The organism is Exiguobacterium sp. s152 (assembly GCF_018618335.1).
Classification (GTDB): Bacteria; Bacillota; Bacilli; order Exiguobacteriales; family Exiguobacteriaceae; genus Exiguobacterium; species Exiguobacterium chiriqhucha.
Window position 1 is genome coordinate 33002 of sequence record NZ_JACSLX010000003.1, and the last position, 24365, is coordinate 57366.

At 52.1% G+C, this 24365-nt stretch carries 23 protein-coding genes; 15 read left to right on the forward strand and 8 right to left on the reverse strand.

Annotation, left to right across the window (positions count from 1 at the left end; translation table 11 throughout):
* Positions 1-141 precede the first annotated feature (141 nt).
* A complete protein-coding gene (locus KNP72_RS06920; protein ID WP_214720008.1) occupies positions 142-1464 on the forward strand; it encodes an ISL3 family transposase in 1323 nt (440 codons plus the stop codon).
* A 514-nt stretch (positions 1465-1978) separates the two neighbouring features.
* Here KNP72_RS06920 and KNP72_RS06925 read toward each other — a convergent pair.
* Positions 1979-2854 carry a DNA/RNA non-specific endonuclease gene (locus KNP72_RS06925; RefSeq protein WP_214707710.1) on the reverse strand — a complete coding sequence of 292 codons (876 nt, stop codon included), beginning with the start codon at positions 2852-2854 and terminating at the stop codon, positions 1979-1981.
* Positions 2855-2945: 91 nt separating this feature from the next.
* Here KNP72_RS06925 and KNP72_RS15850 point away from each other — a divergent pair, with 91 nt between their 5' ends.
* The 6 genes from KNP72_RS15850 (at position 2946) to KNP72_RS06955 (ending at position 7639) form a co-directional block, all read left to right on the forward strand.
* On the forward strand, positions 2946-3317 hold the full coding sequence (locus KNP72_RS15850) for a hypothetical protein (RefSeq protein WP_251128918.1): 372 nt from the start codon (positions 2946-2948) through the stop codon (positions 3315-3317).
* A 68-nt stretch (positions 3318-3385) separates the two neighbouring features.
* Positions 3386-4291, forward strand: a complete 906-nt coding sequence (locus KNP72_RS06935) for a Gfo/Idh/MocA family protein (protein ID WP_214720009.1) — start codon at positions 3386-3388, stop codon at positions 4289-4291.
* Between the two features lie 59 nt (positions 4292-4350).
* Positions 4351-5769: an alanine/glycine:cation symporter family protein gene (locus tag KNP72_RS06940; protein ID WP_205729363.1), complete on the forward strand. Its 1419-nt coding sequence runs from the start codon at positions 4351-4353 to the stop codon at positions 5767-5769.
* Positions 5770-5875: 106 nt separating this feature from the next.
* Positions 5876-6697: a YihY/virulence factor BrkB family protein gene (locus KNP72_RS06945; protein ID WP_214720010.1), complete on the forward strand. Its 822-nt coding sequence runs from the start codon at positions 5876-5878 to the stop codon at positions 6695-6697.
* Between the two features lie 79 nt (positions 6698-6776).
* The gene (locus tag KNP72_RS06950) at positions 6777-7331 is read left to right on the forward strand and encodes a hypothetical protein (RefSeq protein WP_021067503.1); all 555 of its coding nucleotides are present in this window, start codon (positions 6777-6779) and stop codon (positions 7329-7331) included.
* Positions 7332-7414: 83 nt separating this feature from the next.
* Entirely contained in the window at positions 7415-7639 is a 225-nt protein-coding gene (locus KNP72_RS06955; RefSeq protein ID WP_251026068.1) for a hypothetical protein, read from the forward strand.
* A gap of 147 nt (positions 7640-7786) precedes the next feature.
* Here the strand turns inward: KNP72_RS06955 and putP are convergent, their stop codons facing one another.
* Complete coding sequence (gene putP / locus KNP72_RS06960; RefSeq protein WP_214720012.1) at positions 7787-9268, reverse strand: sodium/proline symporter PutP; 1482 nt, start codon at positions 9266-9268, stop codon at positions 7787-7789.
* Between the two features lie 358 nt (positions 9269-9626).
* Positions 9627-10604 (reverse strand): D-alanyl-D-alanine carboxypeptidase family protein, encoded by a 978-nt coding sequence (locus KNP72_RS06965; protein ID WP_214720013.1) that lies wholly within the window; start codon positions 10602-10604, stop codon positions 9627-9629.
* 202 nt (positions 10605-10806) lie between these two features.
* Here KNP72_RS06965 and KNP72_RS06970 point away from each other — a divergent pair, with 202 nt between their 5' ends.
* From KNP72_RS06970 to KNP72_RS06990, 5 genes are all read left to right on the forward strand, one after another.
* Positions 10807-12339 (forward strand): FAD-dependent oxidoreductase, encoded by a 1533-nt coding sequence (locus KNP72_RS06970; RefSeq protein WP_214720014.1) that lies wholly within the window; start codon positions 10807-10809, stop codon positions 12337-12339.
* Positions 12340-12405: 66 nt separating this feature from the next.
* Positions 12406-13872: a carboxypeptidase M32 gene (locus tag KNP72_RS06975; RefSeq protein WP_214720015.1), complete on the forward strand. Its 1467-nt coding sequence runs from the start codon at positions 12406-12408 to the stop codon at positions 13870-13872.
* Between the two features lie 11 nt (positions 13873-13883).
* On the forward strand, positions 13884-14597 hold the full coding sequence (locus KNP72_RS06980) for a glycerophosphodiester phosphodiesterase (protein WP_021067497.1): 714 nt from the start codon (positions 13884-13886) through the stop codon (positions 14595-14597).
* Between the two features lie 253 nt (positions 14598-14850).
* Complete coding sequence (locus KNP72_RS06985) at positions 14851-15648, forward strand: DUF4397 domain-containing protein (RefSeq protein WP_214720017.1); 798 nt, start codon at positions 14851-14853, stop codon at positions 15646-15648.
* On the forward strand, positions 15596-16234 hold the full coding sequence (locus tag KNP72_RS06990) for a class F sortase (RefSeq protein WP_286038195.1): 639 nt from the start codon (positions 15596-15598) through the stop codon (positions 16232-16234). Before KNP72_RS06985 ends, KNP72_RS06990 begins: the two co-directional genes overlap by 53 nt.
* Positions 16235-16335: 101 nt before the next feature.
* Here KNP72_RS06990 and KNP72_RS06995 read toward each other — a convergent pair whose 3' ends face one another.
* Both KNP72_RS06995 and KNP72_RS07000 read right to left on the reverse strand, forming a co-directional pair.
* Complete coding sequence (locus tag KNP72_RS06995; protein ID WP_021067494.1) at positions 16336-16773, reverse strand: MarR family winged helix-turn-helix transcriptional regulator; 438 nt, start codon at positions 16771-16773, stop codon at positions 16336-16338.
* Between the two features lie 91 nt (positions 16774-16864).
* Positions 16865-17923, reverse strand: coding sequence for a GTP pyrophosphokinase (locus KNP72_RS07000; RefSeq protein ID WP_021067493.1), 1059 nt, complete (start codon positions 17921-17923; stop codon positions 16865-16867).
* A 112-nt stretch (positions 17924-18035) separates the two neighbouring features.
* On the opposite strand from KNP72_RS07000, the gene KNP72_RS07005 reads away from it, so the two are divergent.
* The gene (locus KNP72_RS07005; protein ID WP_214720018.1) at positions 18036-18263 is read left to right on the forward strand and encodes a hypothetical protein; all 228 of its coding nucleotides are present in this window, start codon (positions 18036-18038) and stop codon (positions 18261-18263) included.
* 103 nt (positions 18264-18366) lie between these two features.
* Positions 18367-18690, forward strand: a complete 324-nt coding sequence (locus KNP72_RS07010; RefSeq protein ID WP_251128919.1) for a YflT domain-containing protein — start codon at positions 18367-18369, stop codon at positions 18688-18690.
* Between the two features lie 40 nt (positions 18691-18730).
* Here the strand turns inward: KNP72_RS07010 and KNP72_RS07015 are convergent, their stop codons facing one another.
* Positions 18731-19768: an SDR family oxidoreductase gene (locus KNP72_RS07015; RefSeq protein WP_214832626.1), complete on the reverse strand. Its 1038-nt coding sequence runs from the start codon at positions 19766-19768 to the stop codon at positions 18731-18733.
* Between the two features lie 193 nt (positions 19769-19961).
* On the opposite strand from KNP72_RS07015, the gene KNP72_RS07020 reads away from it, so the two are divergent.
* A complete protein-coding gene (locus KNP72_RS07020) occupies positions 19962-21257 on the forward strand; it encodes a glutamine synthetase family protein (RefSeq protein ID WP_214720020.1) in 1296 nt (431 codons plus the stop codon).
* A gap of 49 nt (positions 21258-21306) precedes the next feature.
* Here the strand turns inward: KNP72_RS07020 and KNP72_RS07025 are convergent, their stop codons facing one another.
* Entirely contained in the window at positions 21307-22800 is a 1494-nt protein-coding gene (locus KNP72_RS07025) for a peptide MFS transporter (RefSeq protein ID WP_214720021.1), read from the reverse strand.
* Between the two features lie 144 nt (positions 22801-22944).
* The gene (locus tag KNP72_RS07030) at positions 22945-24189 is read right to left on the reverse strand and encodes an MDR family MFS transporter (RefSeq protein ID WP_214832628.1); all 1245 of its coding nucleotides are present in this window, start codon (positions 24187-24189) and stop codon (positions 22945-22947) included.
* Positions 24190-24365: the final 176 nt, after the last annotated feature.

Here is a 24365-nt window from a genome sequence, read left to right on the forward strand (position 1 = left end):
CCCTATTCAAGTGAACCAGCTAATGCTTTAAGGGATTTTCTAAGTGCATTTGTGGTCACAAAAATAATTTAACACTGATGATTTCGACATCAAATCTATAATTGATACCTTAACACCGCAGAGTAATAAAGGATGAATAATATGTCAGACTTATTATCCCTACCAGACATTAAAACAATAGAACCGCCACAAGAAAATGAAACCGATATGATGTTTAAAGTTGAAGCAGTCGGACCACCTGAACGTTGTCCTGAATGTGGTTTTGACAAGTTGTACAAACACAGTTCAAGAAATCAACTAATTATGGATTTGCCCATTCGTTTAAAGCGAGTGGGCTTACAATTGAACCGTAGACGATACAAGTGTCGTGAATGCGGATCTACCTTCTGGGAACGCCTAATATCTGTAGATGAAAAGCGTAGTATGACCAAAAGGCTTTTAAAGTCCATTCAAGAGCAATCCATGTCTAAGACCTTTGTAGAAGTCGCAGAAAGCGTTGGTGTTGACGAGAAAACCATTAGGAACGTTTTTAAGGACTATGTGGCACTCAAAGAACGTGAATACCAGTTTGAAACTCCTAAGTGGCTTGGGATAGACGAGATACATATTATCCGTAGACCTCGGCTTGTATTGACTAATATTGAACGCAGGACTATTTATGACATCAAGCCTAACCGTAACAAGGAAACAGTCATCCAACGTCTTTCAGAAATCAGTGACAGGACTTACATTGAGTACGTCACAATGGATATGTGGAAGCCCTACAAAGATGCAGTGAACACTATCCTTCCACACGCTAAAGTTGTCGTAGATAAGTTTCATGTAGTTAGAATGGCTAATCAAGCCTTAGATAACGTCAGAAAGTCTTTGAAAGCCCATATGAGCCAAAAAGAAAGACGTACCCTTATGCGTGAAAGGTTTATCCTTCTAAAGAGTAAACACGATCTAAATGAACGTGAATCATTCCTCTTAGATACTTGGTTAGGTAATCTTCCTGCTTTAAAAGAAGCCTATGAACTCAAAGAAGAGTTTTACTGGATATGGGATACTCCTGATCCAGATGAAGGTCATCTTCGTTATAGTCAATGGAGACACCGTTGCATGTCCAGCAACTCTAAAGACGCATATAAAGACCTCGTGAGAGCCGTAGACAACTGGCATGTCGAAATATTCAACTACTTTGATAAAAGGCTCACTAATGCTTATACGGAGTCAATTAACAGCATTATTAGGCAGGTAGAGCGAATGGGTAGAGGTTACTCGTTTGATGCCTTACGAGCCAAAATCCTTTTCAATGAGAAGCTCCATAAAAAGCGTAAGCCACGATTTAATTCAAGTGCTTTCAATAAAGCTATGTTATACGATACTTTCAATTGGTATGAAGTGAATGATCACGACATTACAGACAACTTTGGTGTCGATTTTTCCACACTTATTAAGAATTTGGAGAAGGGTGATTTATAAGCCCTTTTCCACCATGAAATCCGAATACCCAAGATATTTAGCGTTTATGTATAAAGGCATCGTTTAAGTATAGAGTTACTATTATAATACAGGATAATGATTTGTTTTATTAAATTATATAAACCATATTGCACAGAATCGTATTTATATTGCATTGCACACTGCATTGCAGACTAGGTGGATAATTAATGGTGTCAACCCAATCATTTTACTTCGTATGGATATCAAGAGATGGTGATTGATAACGGATGGAATGTTATAAACAGTACTACCAGTTTTTCGGCAAGCGTCCGCCGAGACGTCCTGTTGAGTCGGCTGACTCAAAATAACAATTGGTCGAAGGATCGTAGACACTCGTCTATGGTCCTTTTTTTGCTTGATTTTATGTTTTACAATATCGAAGGGCCGACAATTCAATCTCATATCGACGCGCCATAAAAAAACGCTCTCCCTTTGATCAGGAAGAGCGTGACGTCGATGATTCTTTCATATCGTTGTGGGTGATCCCGATAGCTTATTCTCCGACCATCCCGTCGCCATCATTGTCATGCATGTAAGGATAGAGCCAATGATCGCTTGTGATCGGCATGCTGAACCCGGCATCTTTTGCTTCTTGGATCGTCACTTGGCCGTTCCCATTCATATCGATGCTCGCGACGTCACCGTCTTCAGACACGGACTCGGCTTCAGTCGCACTCTCGGTCAGCCCGAGCGACTCGTTCACCTCGTCCGGGTTCACGTTGTCGAACGAATCGGTAATAACATTTCCTTTGACAGTGTATGTGTACTCATAGTGTGAAGGGATTTGCGTCTCCGTATCCGGATAGGTGATGATGGCCTCGAAGTCGGTCGCGCCGCCTGCGCTCCGGATCACGCTCTCCATGTACGCCTGGTCCCCGTGGCGGTTGAGCGTGCTGTCTTGCGGAGTGATGTTGAAGGCGTTCGAGACGCCGCCGAGCGAATCGGCGATGACGTGCCCTTCGTCGAGGTCGCGATGCTCGACACCAGGCACTTTCGCCTCGTCTGAATAATAGCGACCCGAAGACGTGACGTCCTCGAGCTCATCATCTTGCAAGACGATCTCGTCGGCGAGCACTTTCACGAGTTGTCCGTGCTCGTTCGTGAACGCCCAGTACTCGCGTTCCCCGTATCCGATATCGACGACGACATTATGCTCGCGGTCGCCTGACAAATCTCCACCCTCGACTTCAATCAAGTCGTAGCCCGTGAAGTGATCGTTCGTTTCGGTCTGGTCAGGGGGCTCCGTCTCAACGGTAACCTGTTCCTGAGGTTCCGTCTTCGACTCGGGATTCGGTTCTGTCTCGTTCGTGCAACCGGCCAACAACAGCATGGCCAGCGGGAAGGCAAGATAAGTAAGATTGTTTTTCATGTTAAAACTCCTATGTCTCTGATGCATACTTGTCCATTCTAGGAATCTTCGCCCACATTTTCAAGCAAACGGATTGGAGGCGGTTTTAATCGTGCTTCCGACAAACGAGACAGATTTTGTCACAGATGGGGGAGGCGTCGCCCTAGGTACGAATGGTACAATGGGGGGAGAACGGGTCGAACAGGGGGCTCTCGAGCGATTTGAGTCGCACACCCGAGGCGTTTCAATCATTTCGTTTCAGGCTATACATACGTATACATCGCTTGAGAGGAGACATATCATGCAGACATATACGATTGAATATGCGTTTCAAGATAAGGAACAGACGACACGAACGTGTGAAGTCGAGCTCGACCGGACGCCAGATTTAAAGGATAATGAGCAACTCGCCGACCTATATCAAATCGTGTCGGATGCGATTCGCAAGCCGATCACGAGTTTTGAGATTCTTGCCGTCCATTAAGTGAACCATCGACCCCGGGCGTACGCCATGGGGTTTTGTTCAGTCCATCGAAGAGGAGAGATGTTGAAATGAAGATCGTGGTTGTTGGGTTAGGGGATGTCGCGAAAAAAGCGTATTTACCGGTTTATGCCGGATTAGAAGGGGTGGACGTCTATCTCGTTTCGAGAGATGAGGCGAAAGCGGGGCAGCTCGTCGACAAATACCGATTCAGCGGCCATTACCGGTCGTTACAAGACGTGCCGCTCGATGAGGTGGATGGCGTGTTGATCCATTCGACGACGTCGGCCCACGCGGACCAGGTCGGCTACGTGCTCGAACGGGGCGTCCATGTGTTCATCGATAAGCCGGTCACGTTCTCGCTCGACGAGACGGAGCGGCTCGTGCGGCTCGCGGCAGACAACGGGGTCGAACTCGTCACCGGCTTCAATCGTCGTTTCGCGACGGCGACGGCGGCCTTGAAGGAAGTCACGGACCAAAACCTCGTCCTCATTCAAAAGAATCGCACGTATCAACCGGCGACGCTCCGAGAGTTCATTATCGAGGATTTCGTCCACGTCGTCGACACGCTCCGTTACTTGACGGGGCTCGCACCGGTTGAGAATTTGTCGGTGCGGACGCGCTATGAAGGAGAGACGCTGAAACAGTTGCAGATTCAATTCACGGCGGATGGGATCGAAGCGCTCGGGATCATGAACCGCGACAACGGCTGTACGGAAGAAGTGATGGAAGTGATGTCTCCGAGTCTGAAGCGGGTGACCCGCGACGTCGAGCGCGTGTATGACTTCACGCGCGACGGCATGCTCGAGCGGGCTCTGAGTCCGTGGGAGTCGAACCTTATGCGTCGCGGCTTCACGACGATGATCGATGCGTTCATCAAGCTACTGAACGGCGAACCGAACGAGTCGGTGCTCGCTGCTGATAGTCTGACGACGCATGCGCTCTGTGAACGCATACTAGAAGAGGCTTCGCGCTGACCGTCTCGTTTCTGCGGTCCGTCGAGCGGGTAATAACTCCGTAAAAGGAGGGGATGCGCATGGACATTCGCGAGCTCGTCATGCAGGCGAATGATTTGTTATGGACGTACGTACTTATTTTTGTATTGATTGCCGGTGGGCTTTATTTCACGATTCGGATGGGGTTCGTCCAGTTCCGGATGCTGCCCGAGATGTTCAAGCTGTTATTCGTCAAAGGGATCAAGCACGAAAAAGGACAAGTATCGTCGTTCCAGGCGTTCGCCATCGGGACGGCAGCACGGGTCGGGACCGGGAATATCGCCGGCGTCTCGACCGCGATCGCACTCGGGGGACCGGGTGCCGTGTTTTGGATGTGGCTCATCGCGTTGATCGGTTCGGCGTCAGCGTTCGTTGAGAGCACGCTCGCCCAAGTGTACAAAGTGCATGACGGCAAGGCGTGGCGCGGCGGACCGGCCTACTATATCGAACGGGCGCTCGGCCAGCGATGGCTCGGCGTCGTGTTCGCCATTCTGATCACGTTCGCGTTTGGATTTGCATTCAACTCGGTCCAGGCCAACACGATCGCCTTGTCGGTCAACAACGTCTTCGAGATCGATACGCTTTGGATCGGAATTATTTTGGCCGTCGTGACGGGGATCGTCATCTTCGGTGGGATCCGGTCCATCTCGACGCTGTCAGGGATTATCGTCCCAATCATGGCTGGCGGTTATATCTTGCTCGCCCTGTGGGTCGTCTTGACGAATTTGGAGGTCGTCCCGGCCGTATTCTCGGCCATTTTCTCAGAAGGTGTGCTCGGGTTCCGACAACTGCTTGGCGGAGCGGTCGGTGCGGCCGTCTTGCAAGGGATTCGCCGAGGCTTGTTCTCGAACGAGGCGGGGATGGGGTCGGCCCCGAACGCGGCTGCGACCGCCGAGGTCAGTCACCCGGTCAAGCAAGGTCTCATTCAGTCACTCAGCGTGTTCGTCGATACGCTCTTTATTTGTACGGCGACGGCGATGATCGTCCTCATCTCCGGCGTGCCGGGTTCAGAAGATTTCCAAGGCATCGAACTTGCCCAAGAGGCGCTCCTCACCGAGATCGGGCCGGTCGCGACATCGCTCATGACGATCGCGATTTTATTGTTCGCCTTCAGCTCGATCTTGGCAAACTATTATTACGGGGAGACGAACATCGAGTTCATCTCGGAACGGAAAGTGTATCTCGTCATTTACCGGATTGCCGTCATCGGGATGGTGTTGTTCGGTTCGGTCCGTTCGGCCGGGCTTGTCTGGTCGATCGCCGACATCTTCATGGGTCTGATGGCACTCGTCAACATGTACGCCATCTTCCGGCTCAGTAAAGTCGCAAAACTGTTGCTTGATGATTACGTGGCCCAGAAACGAGCAGGGCGCGATCCGGTGTTCAATCGGGACGACGTCGAGCTGCCAGGGAAAGAGCACGTCGAAGCATGGGAAGCGAAACGAGAGAATATTAGTTGAGCGTAAGGCAAGGATTGACGCACAGCGCCAGCCTTGCCTTTGCTTGTTGAATCTTTTTATTTCACGTACCGTATTTATATAATAAAAATAGAAAAGAGCGCACGACATGATACAACCCTTTCTTCACACATTCAAACGATTTTTTGCCGAACGATTCTTCGATCAAGCCGCGATGTTGGCTTACTATTTCATCCTGTCCACATTCCCATTTCTATTGTTCGTCCTCGGTATCGTCGGGTGGCTGCCGTTCTCGAGCGGAGACGTCATCTCGGCGTTGTCCTTGGTGATGCCCGAGGCGAGTTATCGATTGTTACAAGGGAACATCGAGGCCATTTTTGATGATTCGAGACTACGCTTGGCCTCGCTCAGCATCTTACCGGCACTTTGGATCTCTTCGATGGCCGTCCAATCGCTCGTTCGCTCCTTGAACGACGCCTATCGACTGATCCGAAACAAAGCGTTCTGGCGGGGCGTCTTGCAAGACATCGCCGTGACGCTCGCGCTCATGTTCGTCTTGCCATTCTCGCTACTGATCCCGGTCATCGAGACCGCGCTCAGGGAGTTGGCGACACATATCATCTTTATTGACGACATCGTCGAACGCTATGCGCAAATCTGGTTCTATTTCCGTTGGATTGTCGGCACGCTCGTCCTGTTCAGCGTCTTCTTGCTCGTCTATAAGTGGTTGCCGAGCCATCGCGGAACATTCCGTGACAGTTGGGCCGGGGCGGCGTTTGCTACCATCGGCATCTTGACAGTTTCGAACGTCTTCAGCTACTATTCACAGTATGCAAACTATGAACAGTTTTACGGTCAACTTGGTGCCTTCATCATCTTGCTGATCTGGTTTTATTTGGCGGCCTCGGTCATCCTTCTCGGGGGGCTGTTAAACGCCACGCTTATCGAACGAAAAGAAATATCCGGTTGACGTGTAAATGCTTGTTATCATTCTTTGATTCAGGGAATGATACGGTTAAGGTCACATCTTTTAATCGGAGGTGGGAAACATGGATATGCAACGGCTCGTACACAATCGTCGTTTCATCGATCAAACATTGTTTTACCTCGCCTTACAATTATGGAAGTGGGTTATGTTACTACCGGTCTTGTTCTATCTAGACGTTTCGATGAGCAGTGCCCCGTTTTCCCAGTATGTGGCGGTCAGTCTGTTGCTGTATGTGGCGTTCCGTGTCATGCAGTACGTGATTGCGAGCCGGGCTTCGTTGATGGAGTTACTCGAATTCGGCTATGCGGTGCTATCGCTCGTCCTCGTCTTCTCTTTACTGCTTGAAGTCTCAGCATCGCCAGGGGCCATCGCCTTTGTGCTAGGCGTGTTCTTGGTCCATCCTTCGCTCGCCTTACACCATTACCGTGACTTCACAGAACGGAAGTGGTTGAACAAGCAGTTCCAATTGTTCAGTCCGATGCTTCGAAAAGGTGAGATTCCAGTACACGTGCTCGTGTTGACAGAGGATGAAATTATCATCACGGCAGAGAGTGGGAAAGAGTACACGTATCGGCATATCTACTGGGGCGGATTCTATATCGAAAATGTCTCATGAAGGTGGTCTAATCATTGAATAGTGTGATTGTGATGGTATTTTGGGTAGTAACGTTTATTGTGTTCTTCAAAGGGGCGTTCGATATGTGGCGAGAATGGCGTGCCACGAAACAGCGCTCGGTCCTATATTTCTTTATCGTCTTGTTGCTCACTTGGTTCTGGTTCAACCCTTACCAGCTGACGGCGCTTCATCCGTTCGTCTTGATGGCGTATTATTGGAACCGGAATCGTCGGATGCGCAACGCGATGCTCGTGCTCGTCCTCGTGCCATTCTTCATTCAACTATGGTTCATGGCGAGAGCGATGTAATTTATTCAGACCACAGACAAGATGTCTGTGGTTTTTTCTTTAATCCATTGTCACAGTCATTTATAAAACGAGCCGCGTTAGAATAAGGATACGTGACCGTGCGCAACAAAAAACGCGAGCCGAACGGCCCGCGTTTTTTGATTGATGTTATTCTTTTTTCGCAACGGCGAGTTCAGCTTCCATTTCACTGAATTCACGGTTGATCCGTTTCTGCTCACTTTGGCTCGTGAACGTACTGACGAGCACGATGGCGAGCATACTGAGGAAGAAGCCTGGCACCATTTCATAGATGACCGTCGAGAGTCCGGTGACGATCCAAACGATGACCGTGATGGCCCCGACGAGGATACCGGCAAGTGCACCTTGGCGCGTCATCTTGTTCCAGTAGAGTGACAAGAGAATCGCTGGACCGAACGCTGAGCCAAAACCGGCCCAAGCATAACCGACGAGCGTCAAAATCGTGTTCGACGGGCTGAGCGACATGAGTGTCGCGACAAGTCCGACCGTCAAGACGCCGATTCGACCGGCGAGGACCATCGTTTTTTCACTGGCATCTTTATTGAAGAACTTGCGATAGAAGTCTTCTGTCAAAGCCGAAGATGTCACGAGAAGCTGCGACGATACCGTCGACATGACCGCTGCCAGAATTGCAGCGAGCAAGAATCCAGTGATGAACGGGTGGAACAATACTTCTGAGAAACGGATGAACACCGTCTCCGGGTCAGCGAGAGGATTGCCTTGACCACGGAAGTAGGCGATCCCGACAAGTCCAGTCATGACGGCACCGATGATTGAGACTGTCATCCAGCCCATACCGATACGGCGTGCCGTCTTCAATGATTTCACATCACGAATCGCCATAAAGCGGACGATGATGTGCGGTTGACCGAAGTACCCAAGTCCCCAAGCGAGGAGACCGATAATTCCGAGCGTCGTTGTTCCTTTGAACAGGTCGAACAATTCCGTGTTGATTGTCGAAGCCGTATCGACGGCGTTCGAGACACCACCGACGTCAGTCAAGGCGACGACTGGGACGAGGACGAGAGCGAGGAACATGATGACACCTTGCGCAAAGTCCGTCCAACTGACGGCTGTGAAACCGCCGAACAGTGTATATAGTGCGACGACGCTAATCGTCACGATGACACCTGTCTGATAGTCGAGCCCGAATGAGCTTTCAAACAACTTCCCGCCAGAGACAAGTCCAGCTGACGTATAGAACGTGAAAAAGATGATGATGACGGATGCAGACAGGATCCGTAGCCAGTTCGAGTGATCTCGGAACCGATTCTCTAAAAAGTCAGGAATCGTGATCGAGTCATTTGCCATCTCTGTGAAGACACGTAGACGGGGAGCGACTAACAAGTAGTTCAAGTAAGCTCCGATGACCAATCCAACGGCTAACCAAATCGCTGATAATCCCGTGGCATACATTGCGCCCGGAAGTCCCATTAACATCCAACCACTCATATCCGAAGCTCCGGCTGACATGGCGGTAACACCTGGCCCCATCTTGCGGCCACCTAACATATAATCTGATGAATCGGTCGTCCGTTTATAAGCGACGTATCCGATGAGGAGCATCATCACGAGGTAAAGCGCGATGGATACCCATTCTTGCCATAACATTTGATTACCTCCTGTTTGCTTTCAATTGTGTCGATTCAATCAATCACGGTTCAATCATGTGTGTGTCTCACACAAATGAGTCAAACTTGAATGACTAGGCGAACTTGTGACTAACCATAACGGACCACGGAAATCATTGCAAACTGTCATGTTTTCATAAAAACGGCTCTAAAGCGCATAGTATCAACGGATGAGTGCATTATTTTTCGTGATTAAAGTTTAAACATTCTGACAATTAGTTATGTTCGTGACACTTCTGTGTCATCTATTTGTCATATAACTCGTCATATTTTATGTCTTTAAACGCAAACGACGGCTTCTCCCTTTGCAGAGAGAAACCGTCGTTTGATTGCTTAAATCATTCGGTGGTGAGATTGAACGCGATTTTTTCGACAGAACGCATCGTCGGGAACGTCTGCCCGGATTTGGCTTGCATCGTTACCAAGGCATATTGTTTCCCATCCCGCTCCATCAAGAACACCATCGTATAGCCCGATTCGTCGGTATAGCCGGTCTTGGTCGCTGTGACGAGTTTCGAGTAATGAATGCTCCGTTCATTGACGGCCGATCCGAGATGATACCACCAGCGTCGCTTTTGATTTCCGGCAGCATCTTTAAACTTTGCCTCATATTCATACGTTCCGGCAATCTCGACGAGTTCAGGATAAGTGCCGAACGCATACGTGATGCGAGCCATGTCGAGCGCGGTCGTATAATGATTCGGGTCGGAGTAGCCATGGGCATTCCGGAACTGGGTCCCGGTCAGTCCAAGCACTTGGGCGCGTGCGTTCATCAGTTCGACGAACTCATTCGTCGAGCCGCTCACGTACTCGGCTAGACTATTGGCCGCGTCATTTCCTGATTCGAGCAATGTCGCGTATAAGGCCTGGCGAACGGTCAAGCGGTCACCGACCGCGAGATGGACAATATGGCTGTCCCATGGGATATCCAAAGTAGATTTTTTGACGATGACGACGTTTTGATCGAGTTCTTTCTCGGCGACGGCCTTCTCATAAGCGAGAAGTGCGGTCATCAGTTTGGTCGTACTGGCCGGGAAGACGCGGTCGGCACCATTCTTGTCAATCAGCACCTGGCCATCTGTCAAATTGACGAACGCCATCGACCCGACGAGAAGTTCGGCCGTGTCGGGCGACACGAGCGGTTGAGTCGTCCATGGTTTGATTGGAATCTCGGGGAACGACGGTCCTTGTTTGACCGGTACGGCGGCCGCGGCCGGCGCAACGGTTTTCGGTTCTGCTTCTTGTTTAAAGCCGATCAATGCAGGGATGATGGCAAGTAATCCAATCATGGCGAGGCCGACAAAGAGTCGCCTCATGATGTACGTGTTTCTTCGATGTCTGCGGTTTCGTTTCACTAGATAATCGCTCCTTCATTGTTTACTTTTCTACCATAATGGATGAGGCCTCCTGAAATCGTCTTCAAAATCAAGAATCAGGTCAATAATTGAGGCGTATGAAATGAATCGGAAGGGGTATACACAGTAACAGACACTTATCTTATTTAGAGGGGGTACGTTTATGCATCGTCATCCGTTCACCAATTCACTCTGGCGTCAGCACAATGCGGCAACACCTTATCCGCGACTTGAGAGCTCTATTTCGTGTGACATTGTCGTCATCGGGGCAGGAATCGCCGGGCTCGTCACGGCATATGAGTTGCAACAGCGCGGCAAGCAAGTCGTCTTGCTCGAAGCGACTGAAATCGGCCGGGGGACGACCGGCCACACGACCGCGAAATGTTCCGTTCAGCATGGGACCGTCTATTCCAAATTGATTCGGACGTTCAATCAAGAGACGGCGCGCCTCTATTACGAGTTCAACGAGCAGGGACTCGCCTATTTGCGGCAACAGGTCGAGGCCGGGTTCGACATCGATTTCGAGACAAAAGATTCATATTTATATTCAATCGATGGGTCGAGTCAACTCGTCGCTGAGCGCGAGGCGTATGCACAACTTGAGCTGCCCGGGGGAGACGCGACCGAGGAAGTGAAGGCGGTCCTCCCGTTCGAGGTCAAACAAGCGATCGTCATTCGCGACCAGGCCCAGATGCATCCGGTCAAATACTTACACGAGCTCGCCAACCGCTTCGTCGCGGCTGGCGGGAGACTCCACGAGAAGACACGGGCGACCGAAATCAGTTCGGGACCGCGCCCGATCGTCACGACGTCGACAGGGCGACGGGTCCAGGCGAATCAGGTCGTGGTCGCCACCCATTACCCGTTCAACGACATCCGGGGGCTGTACTTCTCGAAGTTTGAGGTCGAGCGTTCCTATATCGTCGCTTGTGAGACGGAACAGAGCGTCCCGGACGGTATGTATTTGAGTGTCGATCAGCCGAGCCGGTCGTTCCGTACGTTCAAGGATGGCGACAAGACGTATATGCTCGTCGGAGGCGAAGGACACTTGAGCGGACACGTCACCGAGACCCGCTCGCGCTATGACCGCTTGGACCGCTTCGCCCATGATTCGTTCGGGGCCAAGAAAGCGAGTTTCCGCTGGTCATCCCAGGATCTGATCACGTTGGACCACCTCCCGTACATCGGGCAAATGTTCAGCCGTGAGCCGGACGTGTTCGTCGCCACCGGGTTCGCCAAATGGGGGATGACGAACGGGATTGCCGGCGGACTGTTGCTGGCCGATCGACTGACCGGGCGCCCGAATCGGTTCAACGACTTATTGGACCCACAACGCTCGAAATTGAAACCGGCCGACGTCGGGCAATTCTTAAAGACGAACCTCGACACGGCCGTTCAATTCGTCAAAGGGTCACTGGAAAGACCGGGTACACTCGACGACCTGCAACTTGATGAAGGCGGGATCGTCCAGGTAAACGGCAAGAAGGTCGGCGCGTACCGTGACCTCGACAACGAATGCCATCTCGTCTCGACACGATGCACCCATATGGGATGTACCGTCAATTGGAACGATGCGGAACGCTCATGGGATTGTCCGTGCCACGGTTCACGGTTCGACACGAAAGGAAACGTGTTGGAAGGACCGGCGACACAACCGCTCGCCTATGATCGGAAAATCGATGTGCCGAAACAATAGGCAACGCGGGTCGTCTATATTAAAGTAAAGAAGTAACGATATAACTGTCATAGGGGTGGAATCAGAATGGAACTAACAAAGCAGTGGCGTGACCATTTCAAACAATTGCGTGCCTTCGACGAGGCGATTTCTTTACTGTATTGGGACATGCGTACCCAGATGCCGGAACAGTCGGCACCGCTACGGGCCGAGACAATCGGTTATCTGTCGACCGAGGCGTTCAAACGCCAGACGAGCGAATCCTTCAAGGCACTGTTGGCCGAGATGACCGAGACGGAGGACTTGACACCGATCGAGTTGCGTTCGGTCGCGGTCGCCAAAACCCAATATGAACGGAATGCCAAAATCCCGTCCTCAGAATATCAGGCGTATGTGACGCTCGTCTCTGAGGCTGAGACGGCGTGGGAGAAAGCGAAGGATCAGAATGACTGGCACATGTTCGCCCCATATCTCGAGAAAATCATCGGATTTCAGCGGAAGTTCGCCGACTATTTCGGCTACGAATCGCATCCGTATGACGCCCTCCTTTACGATTATGAGCCAGGGATGACCGTCGACCAGCTCGATGAATTGTTCCGGACGCTTCGCGACGAGCTCGTCCCGCTGATCCGTCAGCTGCCTGAACCGGTCCAAGTGCTCGACTGGTCGATGGACAAGGCCGTTCAGCAACGACTGTGTGAGGACTGGATGCGTGTCGTCGACTATGATTTGACGCGCGGCCGTCTCGATGCCACGGTGCATCCGTTCGAGATCACGATCAACCGTCGCGATGTGCGCATCACGACGAAATATGATGAGACCGATTTCCGTAACGCCTTGTTCGGTACGATGCACGAGGCCGGGCACGCGACGTACGAACAGCAAATCGACTCTGAACTCGACGAACTCGGTCTCGGGGGCGGTGCCTCGATGGGCATCCATGAGTCACAGTCCCTCTTCTTTGAAAACTTTGTCGGACGAAGCGAGGTGTTTTTGAAGAGCGTCTATCCGCGCCTTCAATCCGAGCATCCACAGTTGCAGAACATAGATTTTGATACGTTCTATGCCGGCGTGAACGAGGCGAAACCGTCTCTCATCCGGATCGAGGCGGACGAACTGACATACAGCCTGCATATCATCATCCGCTATGAGCTTGAAAAGCAACTCATCCAAGGTGATTTGTCGGTCGAGGATTTGCCAGCGGCATGGAACGCGCTCTATAAGGAATATCTAGGTGTCGATGTGCCGAGTGATTCGAAAGGCGTCCTACAAGACGTTCACTGGGCCGGCGGGTCGTTCGGTTACTTCCCGAGTTACGCCCTCGGTCTGATTTACGCCGCTCAATTGACGGAATCACTCAAGAACGAGCATCCTGACTTCGAGTCGCTCATCAGCACGGGCACGTTCGGTCCAATCAAACAATGGCTCGAGGACAATGTCCACCGCCATGGTAAAGCGCTGACCCCGAACGAACTCATCAAGCAAGTGACCGGAGAGGACATCTCGGTCCGCCCGCTCATCCGCTATTTGACGAACAAATACAAAACGAACTGAGGCGAAAACGAATGAAACTTTTCGCGCACCGAGGGGTGATGGCCCATCATCCGGAGAATACGATGACGGCGTTCCGGGCAGCACTCGAAGCACAAAGCGATGGGATTGAGGCGGACGTGCACATGACAAAGGACGGAAAGCTCGTCCTTATCCACGATGAGACGATCAATCGGACGACAGATGGGCGTGGACGTGTCGCCGATATGACTTTATCAGAGCTGCGAGGCTATAATGCCGGTGTCACGTTCGCTATCCAAGAACAGATTCCGACGTTAGACGAACTGATCGATCTGTGCCGAGGGACATCGATGGTCCTCAATCTCGAGGTCAAGACGGATATCGAGCGGTATCCTGGTATTGAACAACTCTTGATTGACACCATTCGAAACCAGCGTCTTCCAGTTGGACAAGTCATGTTCTCTTCTTTTAACCATTCGACGCTCCAGCGTTTGAACCAATTGGCGCCAGAAATTGAGTGTGCCGTATTGTTGGCACAACCGCTATATGACCTCGTCGCATATTGCAAGAAAGTCGGCGCGACCGCCGTTCATCCGAATGTCCTGACGATGACCGATGAAGAGATTCTTCATCTTCAGGACGAAGGTCTCTCCGTACGTCCCTATACCGTGAAAACAGTCCACGACCTAGAGCGGTTCAGTCAACTCGGCGTCGATGCGGTGTTCGTAAATGACATCGACTGGGCAAAAGCACATTCAACCCCGTAACGTTACGCGTTACGGGGTTTTTAAATAATAGGGAAGGGGAAGTCTGGTTAATGTAAAGAAAGCGGTTTCTTTCAAATGTGCTGAGCGGCATATTGAGAGCATACCGTCACCTTTACGCCGTTGCTCCGTTGTCTTAAATTTAAGATGTCACCAGCTACATAGCAATCAGATGTAGCACACATTGCAGCACCGCATCAAACTTGTTGTATACAGTCAATCGGTCAACCCAAGCAGAAAAAGGAGGAAATTTCACATGAAGAAATTGATGTCTTTACTTGGTACACTCGCCTTGGCGTTCGCACTCATCGTGCCGGTCAGTGCAGATGGACACGAGAACGCGATGGTACGTGTACTCCACGCTTCACCTGACGCACCTGCAGTAGATGTGTACGTCAATGGTGAAGTCGCGGTCGAAGGCGCAGAGTTTAAAGCGCTCACAGACTACTTGACTCTCCCGGCTGGAGATTACAACGTGGAAATCAAGCCAGCTGGTGATACAGAGACGGTCGTCGTTGCGGCAGACCTCTCAATCGAAGCAGGCAAATTCTACACAGCGGCAGCAATCGGTCAACTTGAAAACATCGAGATCGCAGCAATGGAAGACGATGCGAACTTCGAAGATGGAAAATCGAAAGTCCGCGTCGCTCACTTCGCACCTGACGCACCGGCAGTCGATGTCGCTCCTAAAGGCGGCGACCCACTCTTCTCGAACCTCGAGTTCAAAGCAGTAAGTGACTACGGTACACTCGACGCTGGCACGTATGACCTTGAAGTTCGTCCGGCCGGCGCGACTGACGTCGTGAAGGCACTTGACGGTGTCGCTCTCGAAGGCGGTAAAAACTACACGGCATTCGCCATCGGACTCCTTGAAGGCGAACCAGCGTTTGAAGTCCTTCTCGCAGCAGACGGTGGGGAAATGGCTGGAGCACCTGACACAGGTCAAGGTGGTCTCGCTCAGACAGCATCGATGAACTGGTTGCTCGCAGCAGCGGTTCTTGGTGCAGCAGCAGCTGGCTTCTACGTCTTTCGTCGTCAGAAGCAAGACGCTTAAACTACTCTTCATCGGAACGTTATCGTTCCTTATGATTGCACCGGGCGCAGACGCACCGGATGCGGACGCGAAATTGACGACGGTCGGCTTCGCCGAACCGCTCGTCCTAGAAACGACCGAAATTGATCGGCAGTCATTCCGTACCGACACATTTATCCCAAAACGACTGAAGATTCCGTCAATTGATGTCAACGCGGTCATCCAACCGGTCGGGAAAGACCGACTCGACCGGATGGATACTCCGACGGAGACAGATGAGGTCGGCTGGTATCGGTACGGGGCGAAAGCAGGGGCGACCGGAAACGTGGTATTATCTGGTCATCTCGATGACCTCAGTGGTCCGGCCATCTTCGCGAACCTTGGCGACTTACGCCTCGGAGAATCGGTGACGCTCCAGCGTGGCAAAAAGGCAATCGCGTATGAAGTCGTTTCCGTCGAACGGTATCGGCTCGAAGACGTCCCGCTCGCCTCGATTTTTGCGGCGACCCAGGCGGAACGGCTCCAGCTAATCACTTGTACGGGCCCTTATGACCCAGAGTATGGATACCGGGACCGAATCGTCGTCACGGCGATCGTCAAGTCTTAAATCAAGAATGAACCCGAGTGTGGTCCAACCATACTCGGGTTTTTTGTTGTAGCGTGGCGAAACAAAAAACGACCAGGCCGCAATAATCGGCCCAGTCGTTCTTATGCGTCCATTCGGTCAAGCAGTCTTGACAGAAGAATCAATTCGTCATCTGAGAAATCGGTGAACACGTCCATCAAATACTCGATTTTCATGTCTTCCAGTGTCTCGAACAGGGCACGGCCTTCTTCAGTCGCTTGCAATTCGACGACACGACGATCACGTTCGCTGCGTTCGCGGGAGATCAACCCTTTTTTCGTGAGTTCATCCGCGAGAGCGGTAATCATCGAAGCCGAGAATTGGAACTCGTTCGATAGAGCCGAGGCGATTTGAGGACTGTTTTGACAAAGCGAGCGGAGAATGAAAAATTCGTTTCGCGTCAAGTATTGTGAGAACATCGACCGGAGGTTCTTTTTCACTCCGCGATAGTTCATGCGAATCCCTCGCTCAGCATCGGCGACGAGCTGACGGCGGGATGCTGTTTGTACAGGTGTTGTCATCCTCAAGAATACCTCCTACATAAAATATCATTATTTGCATATATTTCAGAACATAAAAACATTCTACAACAAAAACATGATGTCTGTAAAGTTATGATGGCTCTTCGCGGGTACGAAGTTCTTGGATGACCTCGTCGTAATGTTTCAAATCCGGATAGAAGCGTCGGAAGAAGAACTCGATCTGCTGGTCATCGCCTTCTGCGAGCAATTTCGCGAGGACGGCATAGACGACACCCATCCCTTGACGGGGCAGGAGAGACGATGGCAACAGCGTCGCACATTGGATAGCCCGATTGAAGTAAAGGTCGAGCGTGTCGCTCAAGTCCTGGAACGTGCGAATCTCCGCGTAATGGAACATACGCGTCAGCTCGATGATCGTCGACAAGTCGGTGTCGAGCAGCCAATCGCTCTGGAAGATGGCGTTGTCAAGCTTCTCGACGGTGACGTCATTGGCGATATAGTAATTCAAATTATCTCGCGTGATACTCACCTTATCGGGCGATTCGACGATCCGTTCGACGGTCTCTTGTTCGAACGTCCGCAACTGTTTGCGGATATTGACGAACTCGGAGTCGGCAATCTCGAGGAGCCCGGCGACACGGCTGAAGCTGCGCTTGATTTCCGGTGGCACGGCGTTCGGGTTCTTATAACCGAGGTCATGCTCGATTTCGGCCCACGCGTGCTGCAAGATGGACCGGACTTGAATCTCGGCTTCTTTGTCCTCATAGCGACGGTACTCCCCGAGGGCGAGCCGCGTGTCGCTCAAGCCGACGACGTAATGGACCGACAAATAACCGAACTCATTCGGGTCGAGCAACGTGGATTTATCAATCGACTGTTCGCGGTCTATCCGGAACTCATCCTCGAGGATTTGGGCCACGGCACGGACATCGTCGTGGAAATAGGTCACGATCCGAATCCCCGCCAAATCCTGGACGTCGCGCAACGACCGGTATTGATACGGTTTGCGGGATAACTTGGCATACAGGCTCTCGGCTTCCTTCGCCCGGGCGACGATCGAGTGGAACTGGATGCCGGCGTCGTTCAACAGCTCGCTGAGGAGTAACTTCAGCTTGGCTGCGAACGCCTCGTAATCTTCTTTCTCATTCATATAGTCGAGCATGATCGTGTTCATATCCTGTCTCGGCATCAACATCACTCCTTGTCTCATTATATGTAGTATAGCATCAAAGAAATCGGTGTCGCATCTGTTGTCCGCCCCTATGATACAATACGGTTTGGAACGGGAAGGAGTGTCACGCGTGAGAGTGAGCCATACGTTGAAATCGACCGAGCGCGAGAAGCTCGAGATTGTTGCCGGGTTGTTACAACAAGCAGGCTATCGGTCTGGAAAGATCGACTGGCAGACCGGCATTAATATCGTTCGGGTCAGTCGCGAAGAGGTGTCGTCTGAATCGGACGAACGGACCCGCATCCAAGGCATCGTCGACCATTTCGGAATCGAGGACTGGACTGCCACGTTTTCTTGAACCCCTCTTTTTCAAATCGCTGAACGAAATGGGTTTTGTGACTCATTTTTCGGGAATAGTATATTATTCGATTTTAGATCAGCGGACGTTTAGGAGGATGAATATGTTAGAAACAAGAATCGTGCGGGATATGACCTCGGTCGACCATGAAGTGAACGGGATGGTGTCAGGGGGATGTGTCAACGAGCACATTTACTTATTTGCGAGAGATGAAGAATTGACGGTGCGGCTCGCTGCAGAAGCGGGTGTGCAACCATACCGCATCACTGAAAAAGGGCTGTGGGAGTCACTCATGTCGAAGTTTACAAAAAATTCGGATGACCGGATCGAGCAGCTCGAGAGCCTCGGTCTGACGAAAGAGATGGTCGAATCGCTCGAAGGAGAGATTCAGGCCGGGAAAATCGTCCTCGTCTGCGACAAACCATAAAAAGAGCCGGAACTGACCTCGTCAGTCCCGGCTCTTTTCGTCATTTTGTCTCGTAATAGGCGTTCACGATCCGGCGCAGCGAACGCTCGTTCAAGTCGAGCGGTTTGTACCCGGCGTCCTCTAACAGACGTTTCGTGTTGGCGTCGTCGAACGCGATATTGCGATTCAAGTAAGGGTTGAACACTTTCACCATCTCGTTGAACGTCTGTTCGGCTTGGCTGAGCGAAGACGTCGGCGTCTCGGTGATCTTCAAGTGCGGGAACGCGAGCGCTTGCTTCATATAGTCGAGCATGGTCACATTGCGCGGCGGGTCATCGTTCGTCACGTTATAAATCGTGTCCGGCTTGGCGTGTTCGATGGCGGCGAGGAGCACATCGGTCACGTAATCGACCGGGACGAGGTTCGACGTGCCGGTCTCCGAGCCGAGCAGACGAATCGGTCCATCCGGTGCCCCGCGGCGCTCGAGACGGCGCTTGAACACCTCGAGGGCGCGCATATAGCCGTACATCGTGAACTTCGAGTCGGCCTCGCCGGTCTTCGAGTCCCCAACGATGATGGCGGGACGGAAAATCGAGACGTCGAGCTGGTCCCGTTCCGCCCAGACGGCCTGTTCGGCGTGCGCCTTGCTCTCCTCGTACGGATTATGGAACGTCTGGTCGGTCGCATACAACGTCTCATCGCCGACCTCGCGTGCTCCGAGCGTGTACGCCGTGCTGACGTGGAAGAAGCGAGGGCAATGCAGCGCCTTTGCGAGCGCGAGCGCTTGTCTCGTCCCGGTCAAATTCGTCTCGAACAGTTCCTCACGGAGCTCCTCATCGAATTTGACGAGGGCCGCCATGTGGAGCACCAAGTCGATGGAACGGTCATGGTCGGTGATGAACCGCTCGTCTGCTCCAAGGAACGGGGCCGTCAAATCCCCGGCTAGGACGGTGATGGAGCGAAGTTCGTCCCGTGAGAACATCGCCTCCATTTTCTCAGGTGTACGGGCGAGGACGCACAGCGTATGCCCACAATGAATCAGCTCGCGGGCGAGCCGTCCTCCCAAAAATCCGGTCGCACCGGTCATAAAAATATTCACAGCGTTCTTCCTCTCTTTTCAGTCTCTCCCCATCATAACAAGTGGCAACGGAATGAGCCACTTTCAACCTAAAGAATAAAATTAGGGGTTTAACAATTTTTAAAGTCGGTTATGACTTAAGGAGAAGCGTACGCAAGGATACGTCATGACAGTGTTGATCTGTCAAATAACTTAAGTGAGGTTTTTTAGAATCATGGCTAATCTATTCGGAACAGACAAGGATGGCAACAGGAAGAAGCAAGAAGAGATTGAAAAAACGGTTCAGGAGAATGGGATCACACAAATCCACATGTACTTCTCCGACGTGCTTGGAGACTTGAAGCTACTGACTCTCTCTGCAAAATTGTTGCCGGAAGTCTTTGAAGGGAAGACGATGTTTGACGGTTCATCCATCGCCGGTTTTTCTTCCATCAAAAACTCAGACCTATTCTTGAGACCGGATTTAGATTGTCCACGCTACGAGCAGGATGGGGACGAGAGCATTCTCGCCTTCTTCTGTGACGTCTGCACACCGGACGGCGAACGTTACGAGTTCGACCCGCGCAACGTCTTGAAAGATGCCCTCGAGCGGGCTGCACGTGACGGCTACTCGATTTTCGTCGGCGCCGAGCCAGAATTCTTCATCTTCGACGAGAATGGTGAATTTTACGATGAGGCGGGTTACTTCTCGACACGTTCGGAAGACAAAGGGTATGAGGTCCGCCAACATATCGCCAACCGCTTGAGCGAAGTCGGGTTCAACATCGAGGCGGTCCACCACGAAGTCGCACCGGCCCAGCACGAAATCGGGATCAAATATGATGACGCGCTCCACACGGCCGACAACATCCAGTTCTTCAAAGAAATCGTTCAATTGGCAGCCCAAGAGAAAGGTGCAAAAGTATCGTTCTTGCCGAAACCGCTCCGTGACGTGAACGGTTCGGGGATGCACCTCAACATCTCGGTATGGAAGAACGACAAGGACGGCAACCCGACGGTGAACGCATTCGAAGAGCCGGAGTCAGACTACGGTCTATCGCTCACGGCCCGTCACTTCATCGAAGGGATTCTGAAGCATGCCCGCGCGACGGCCATCTTCACGAACCCGCTCCCAGAGTCGTATGAGCGTCTCGTGCCAGGTTTCGAGGCACCGGTTAACATCTGTTGGAGCCCGTCGAACCGCAGTTCGATGATTCGGATCCCGGCGTCACGTGGAAGCGCGACGCGCGTCGAAGTCCGTAACCCAGACCCGAGTGCGAACCCGTACTTCGCGCTTGCGGCATTGATTTATGCCGGACTCGAGGGCATCGAGCAACAGCTCGAGCCGTCGGCACCGAACGAGGACGACTTGTTCGAGTACTCGGCGAAGCAAATCGAGAGCCAAGGCATCTCGTCACTCCCGGCGACGTTCCATGAGTCAATTCAATCGCTCAAGTCGGACCGGTTCCATGATTACTTCAACCATGACTTGATTGACCGCTACTTGTCGCTCATCCAAGTCCGTAAATAAGCAACGTATACAAAAGCCCATTCCTCGGCCGAGGAATGGGCTTTTACGCTTAATGAATCCCGCGCATATACTTTTTGATGACCGGGGCGAGAGCGAACAAAATCATACTGAGTACAATCGCTGCTCCACCGATAATCCCGAAGTAGAGCATCTCGTTCTCTGGTGAATAGAAACGAACGAGCTGGGCGTTAATCCCTTGTGCCGCCGCGTTCGACAAGAACCAGAGTGACATCGTCTGGGCCGAGAAGGCGGCCGGGGCGAGTTTCGTCGTCGCCGACAGACCGACCGGCGACAGGCTGAGCTCACCGAGCACGACGATGAAGTAACTGAGGACGAGCCAGAGCGGGTTGACGAGCGTGTCGGGGCCACCGAAGTAGGCCGGGAGCAAGATCACCAAGAAACTTAACCCTGCGAACAAAATCCCGAAGGCAAACTTCGTCGGGATGCTCGGCTCACGGTCACCGAGTCGGACCCAAAGCCATGCGAACACCGGAGCGAGCATGATGATGAATAACGGGTTGAGCGACTGGAACCAGGCAGGTGACAGCGTGAACCCTAAAAATTCAAGGTCGGTCCGCTTATCGGCATAGCTGGCCAAAATCGTCGCGCCTTGCTCTTGAATCGCCCAGAACATGACCGAGGCGATGAAGAGCGGGATATAGGCGATAATCCGTGACCGCTCGACTTCCGTCGTTTTCGGGCTACGATACATGACGATGAAATAAATCGTCGGAATCGCGATCCCGAACACACCGACGAGACCGATGAACGTGTTAATCGTGAACAATCCTTGTGGAATCAAGACAGCCAACAGACCACCGATGAGGACGACTGCGATCGTCGTATACTTGATCGCGTTTTTCTTTTCAGACGGCGTCAACGGGTTCGGTACGTATGAACCGGCGAGACCGAGATTCTTTTTCTTCGTGACCATGAAGACGACGAGACCGATGAACATCCCGACCGCGGCGAGGGCGAAGCCCCAATGGAAGCCATAACTCTTTTGAACCCCACCGACGATCAAAGGCGAGATGAAGGCACCGAGGTTGATCCCCATATAGAAGATACTGAACCCGGCGTCACGACGACGGTCCGTCTCATTGTACAGGTCACCGACGATACTCGAGACGTTCGGTTTTAAGAGACCGGTCCCGATGACGATCAACGCCATCGAGATGAACAAGAACGTCAGGCTACCAGGAATCGACAGTACGATATGACCGAGCATGATGAACACACCGCCGAAGAAGACGGACCGGGACGTCCCGAACACACGGTCAGCGAGCCATCCCCCGATGACCCCCGACATGTAGACGAGTGCGCCATACACCGACATGATGGACAAGGCGACGTTCTGGTCGAGACCGAGACCGCCATCTGATACCTCGTAATACATGTAGAAGACGAGGATGGCACGCATCCCGTAATACGAGAACCGTTCCCAAAACTCAGTGAAGAATAGCGTGAACAACCCTTTAGGCTGTCCGAAAAAACCTTTTTGTGGCACGCTGTCCACAATTTTCTGTTTATCGATCCTTTCCATGAAAGATCCCTCCTTAACCGTATTATCATAAAAAGAATCATTATGTTTGTAAAGAATAATAGAAGCAAATATTCAAAATTTAACGAATTTGCAACGAATTAAAAAATCACACTAAACGACTAGGTTCAGTGTGATTTATATAGGTCAAGCCGTCTTTTGTTTCGCTTCGGCCGCACTGACGCGACGTCCGAGCTGCCAGTAGATGAGGCCTGACACACAGCTGGCCGCCCCGACGAGGATTAAGGCGATATGACCGGCCCGCTGATCGAAGAATAGGCTCGCCATGATTGGAGCCGTCACCCCGCCGATCAACCATTGGATACTGGCGGCCCCGTTATAGGCCCCACGCATATTCTCCGGAGCGATCAAGGCGATGAACGTCTGTTGGACCGGGGACATGATCATCTCACCGAGCGTATAGAACGCGTATACCGCGAGCAAGACGCTGACGAGGACGAGGTACGGTGTCCCGAGGGAGTAGAGGAGACGCGGCATGACCGCGATCAGGATCATGCCGACCCCGAAGATGGTCGCCCCGGCGAGCATGACGTTGCCGAACGGCTTGCGCCCGAGTTTCGAGGCAATCGGGAACTGGAACAACACGACCATGATGCCGTTCAAGGCGAGCATATAGGCGAACGGATTCTCACGGTCGGTGAACGACGGCATCGACTCGCGCAAGAACAGCGGCAACATGCTCTCGATGAGCGAGAAGCCCATCGAGATGAACACACCGGCGAAGATGAAGACGAGGAACACCTTATCGTTATAGAACACCCGTAGGACGTCCCGGTTAGACGGTGTATCGTCCTCGGTCGTCTCCGGGAGCGACTCCCGGATGAAGCGGCCGAGGACGAGCGCATAAAGGATAAAGACGAATGACGCCGAGAAGAAGATATACTGCCGGTCGATGAACAGGACGGCGCTGCCGAGGAGCGGGCCGAGCGCCGCCCCGATGTTATGGCCCATCCGCAACAGGCCGAACGCCTCGTTCATCTGTTCGGGCTCGGTCACGTCCGCCACCATCGCGCTCGCGGCCGGATGAAACAACGAGTTCGTCAAGCCGAGCATGGCGTTCAAAAGGAGGAGCGGCCAAAACGTCTCGGCGAACGCGAAACCTACGAGCGCGAGCGCATCGCCGAGGATGGCGATCATCATGATCGGTTTGCGGCCATACAAATCCGCGAGCCGTCCGCCGACGACCGAACCGATGAGGGCCATGATCGGACCGGTCGCCATGATGACACCGACCTGGATATAACTGTCGAGCTTGTCACTGTAATAGAGGACAAGGAACGGCGCGATCATGAACATCATGACGCCGGTGATCGTCTCCCCGAGGAAACGGATCCAAATATTGCGGTCGAGTCGTTTGAGTGATTGAATCATTAGGTTCACCTGCTTTAATTATTGGAATGTAAAAAGGGACGCAGCATGCACAAAGGCATACGCGTCCCTACGATCTTAGACATGCCTCGGAAGGCAGGCGAACGTCACGGATTCAAATCACGGAGAGGCGCCTGCCGGTCAATATGGACTTGGACGTGCGAGCGTGGAATGACTGA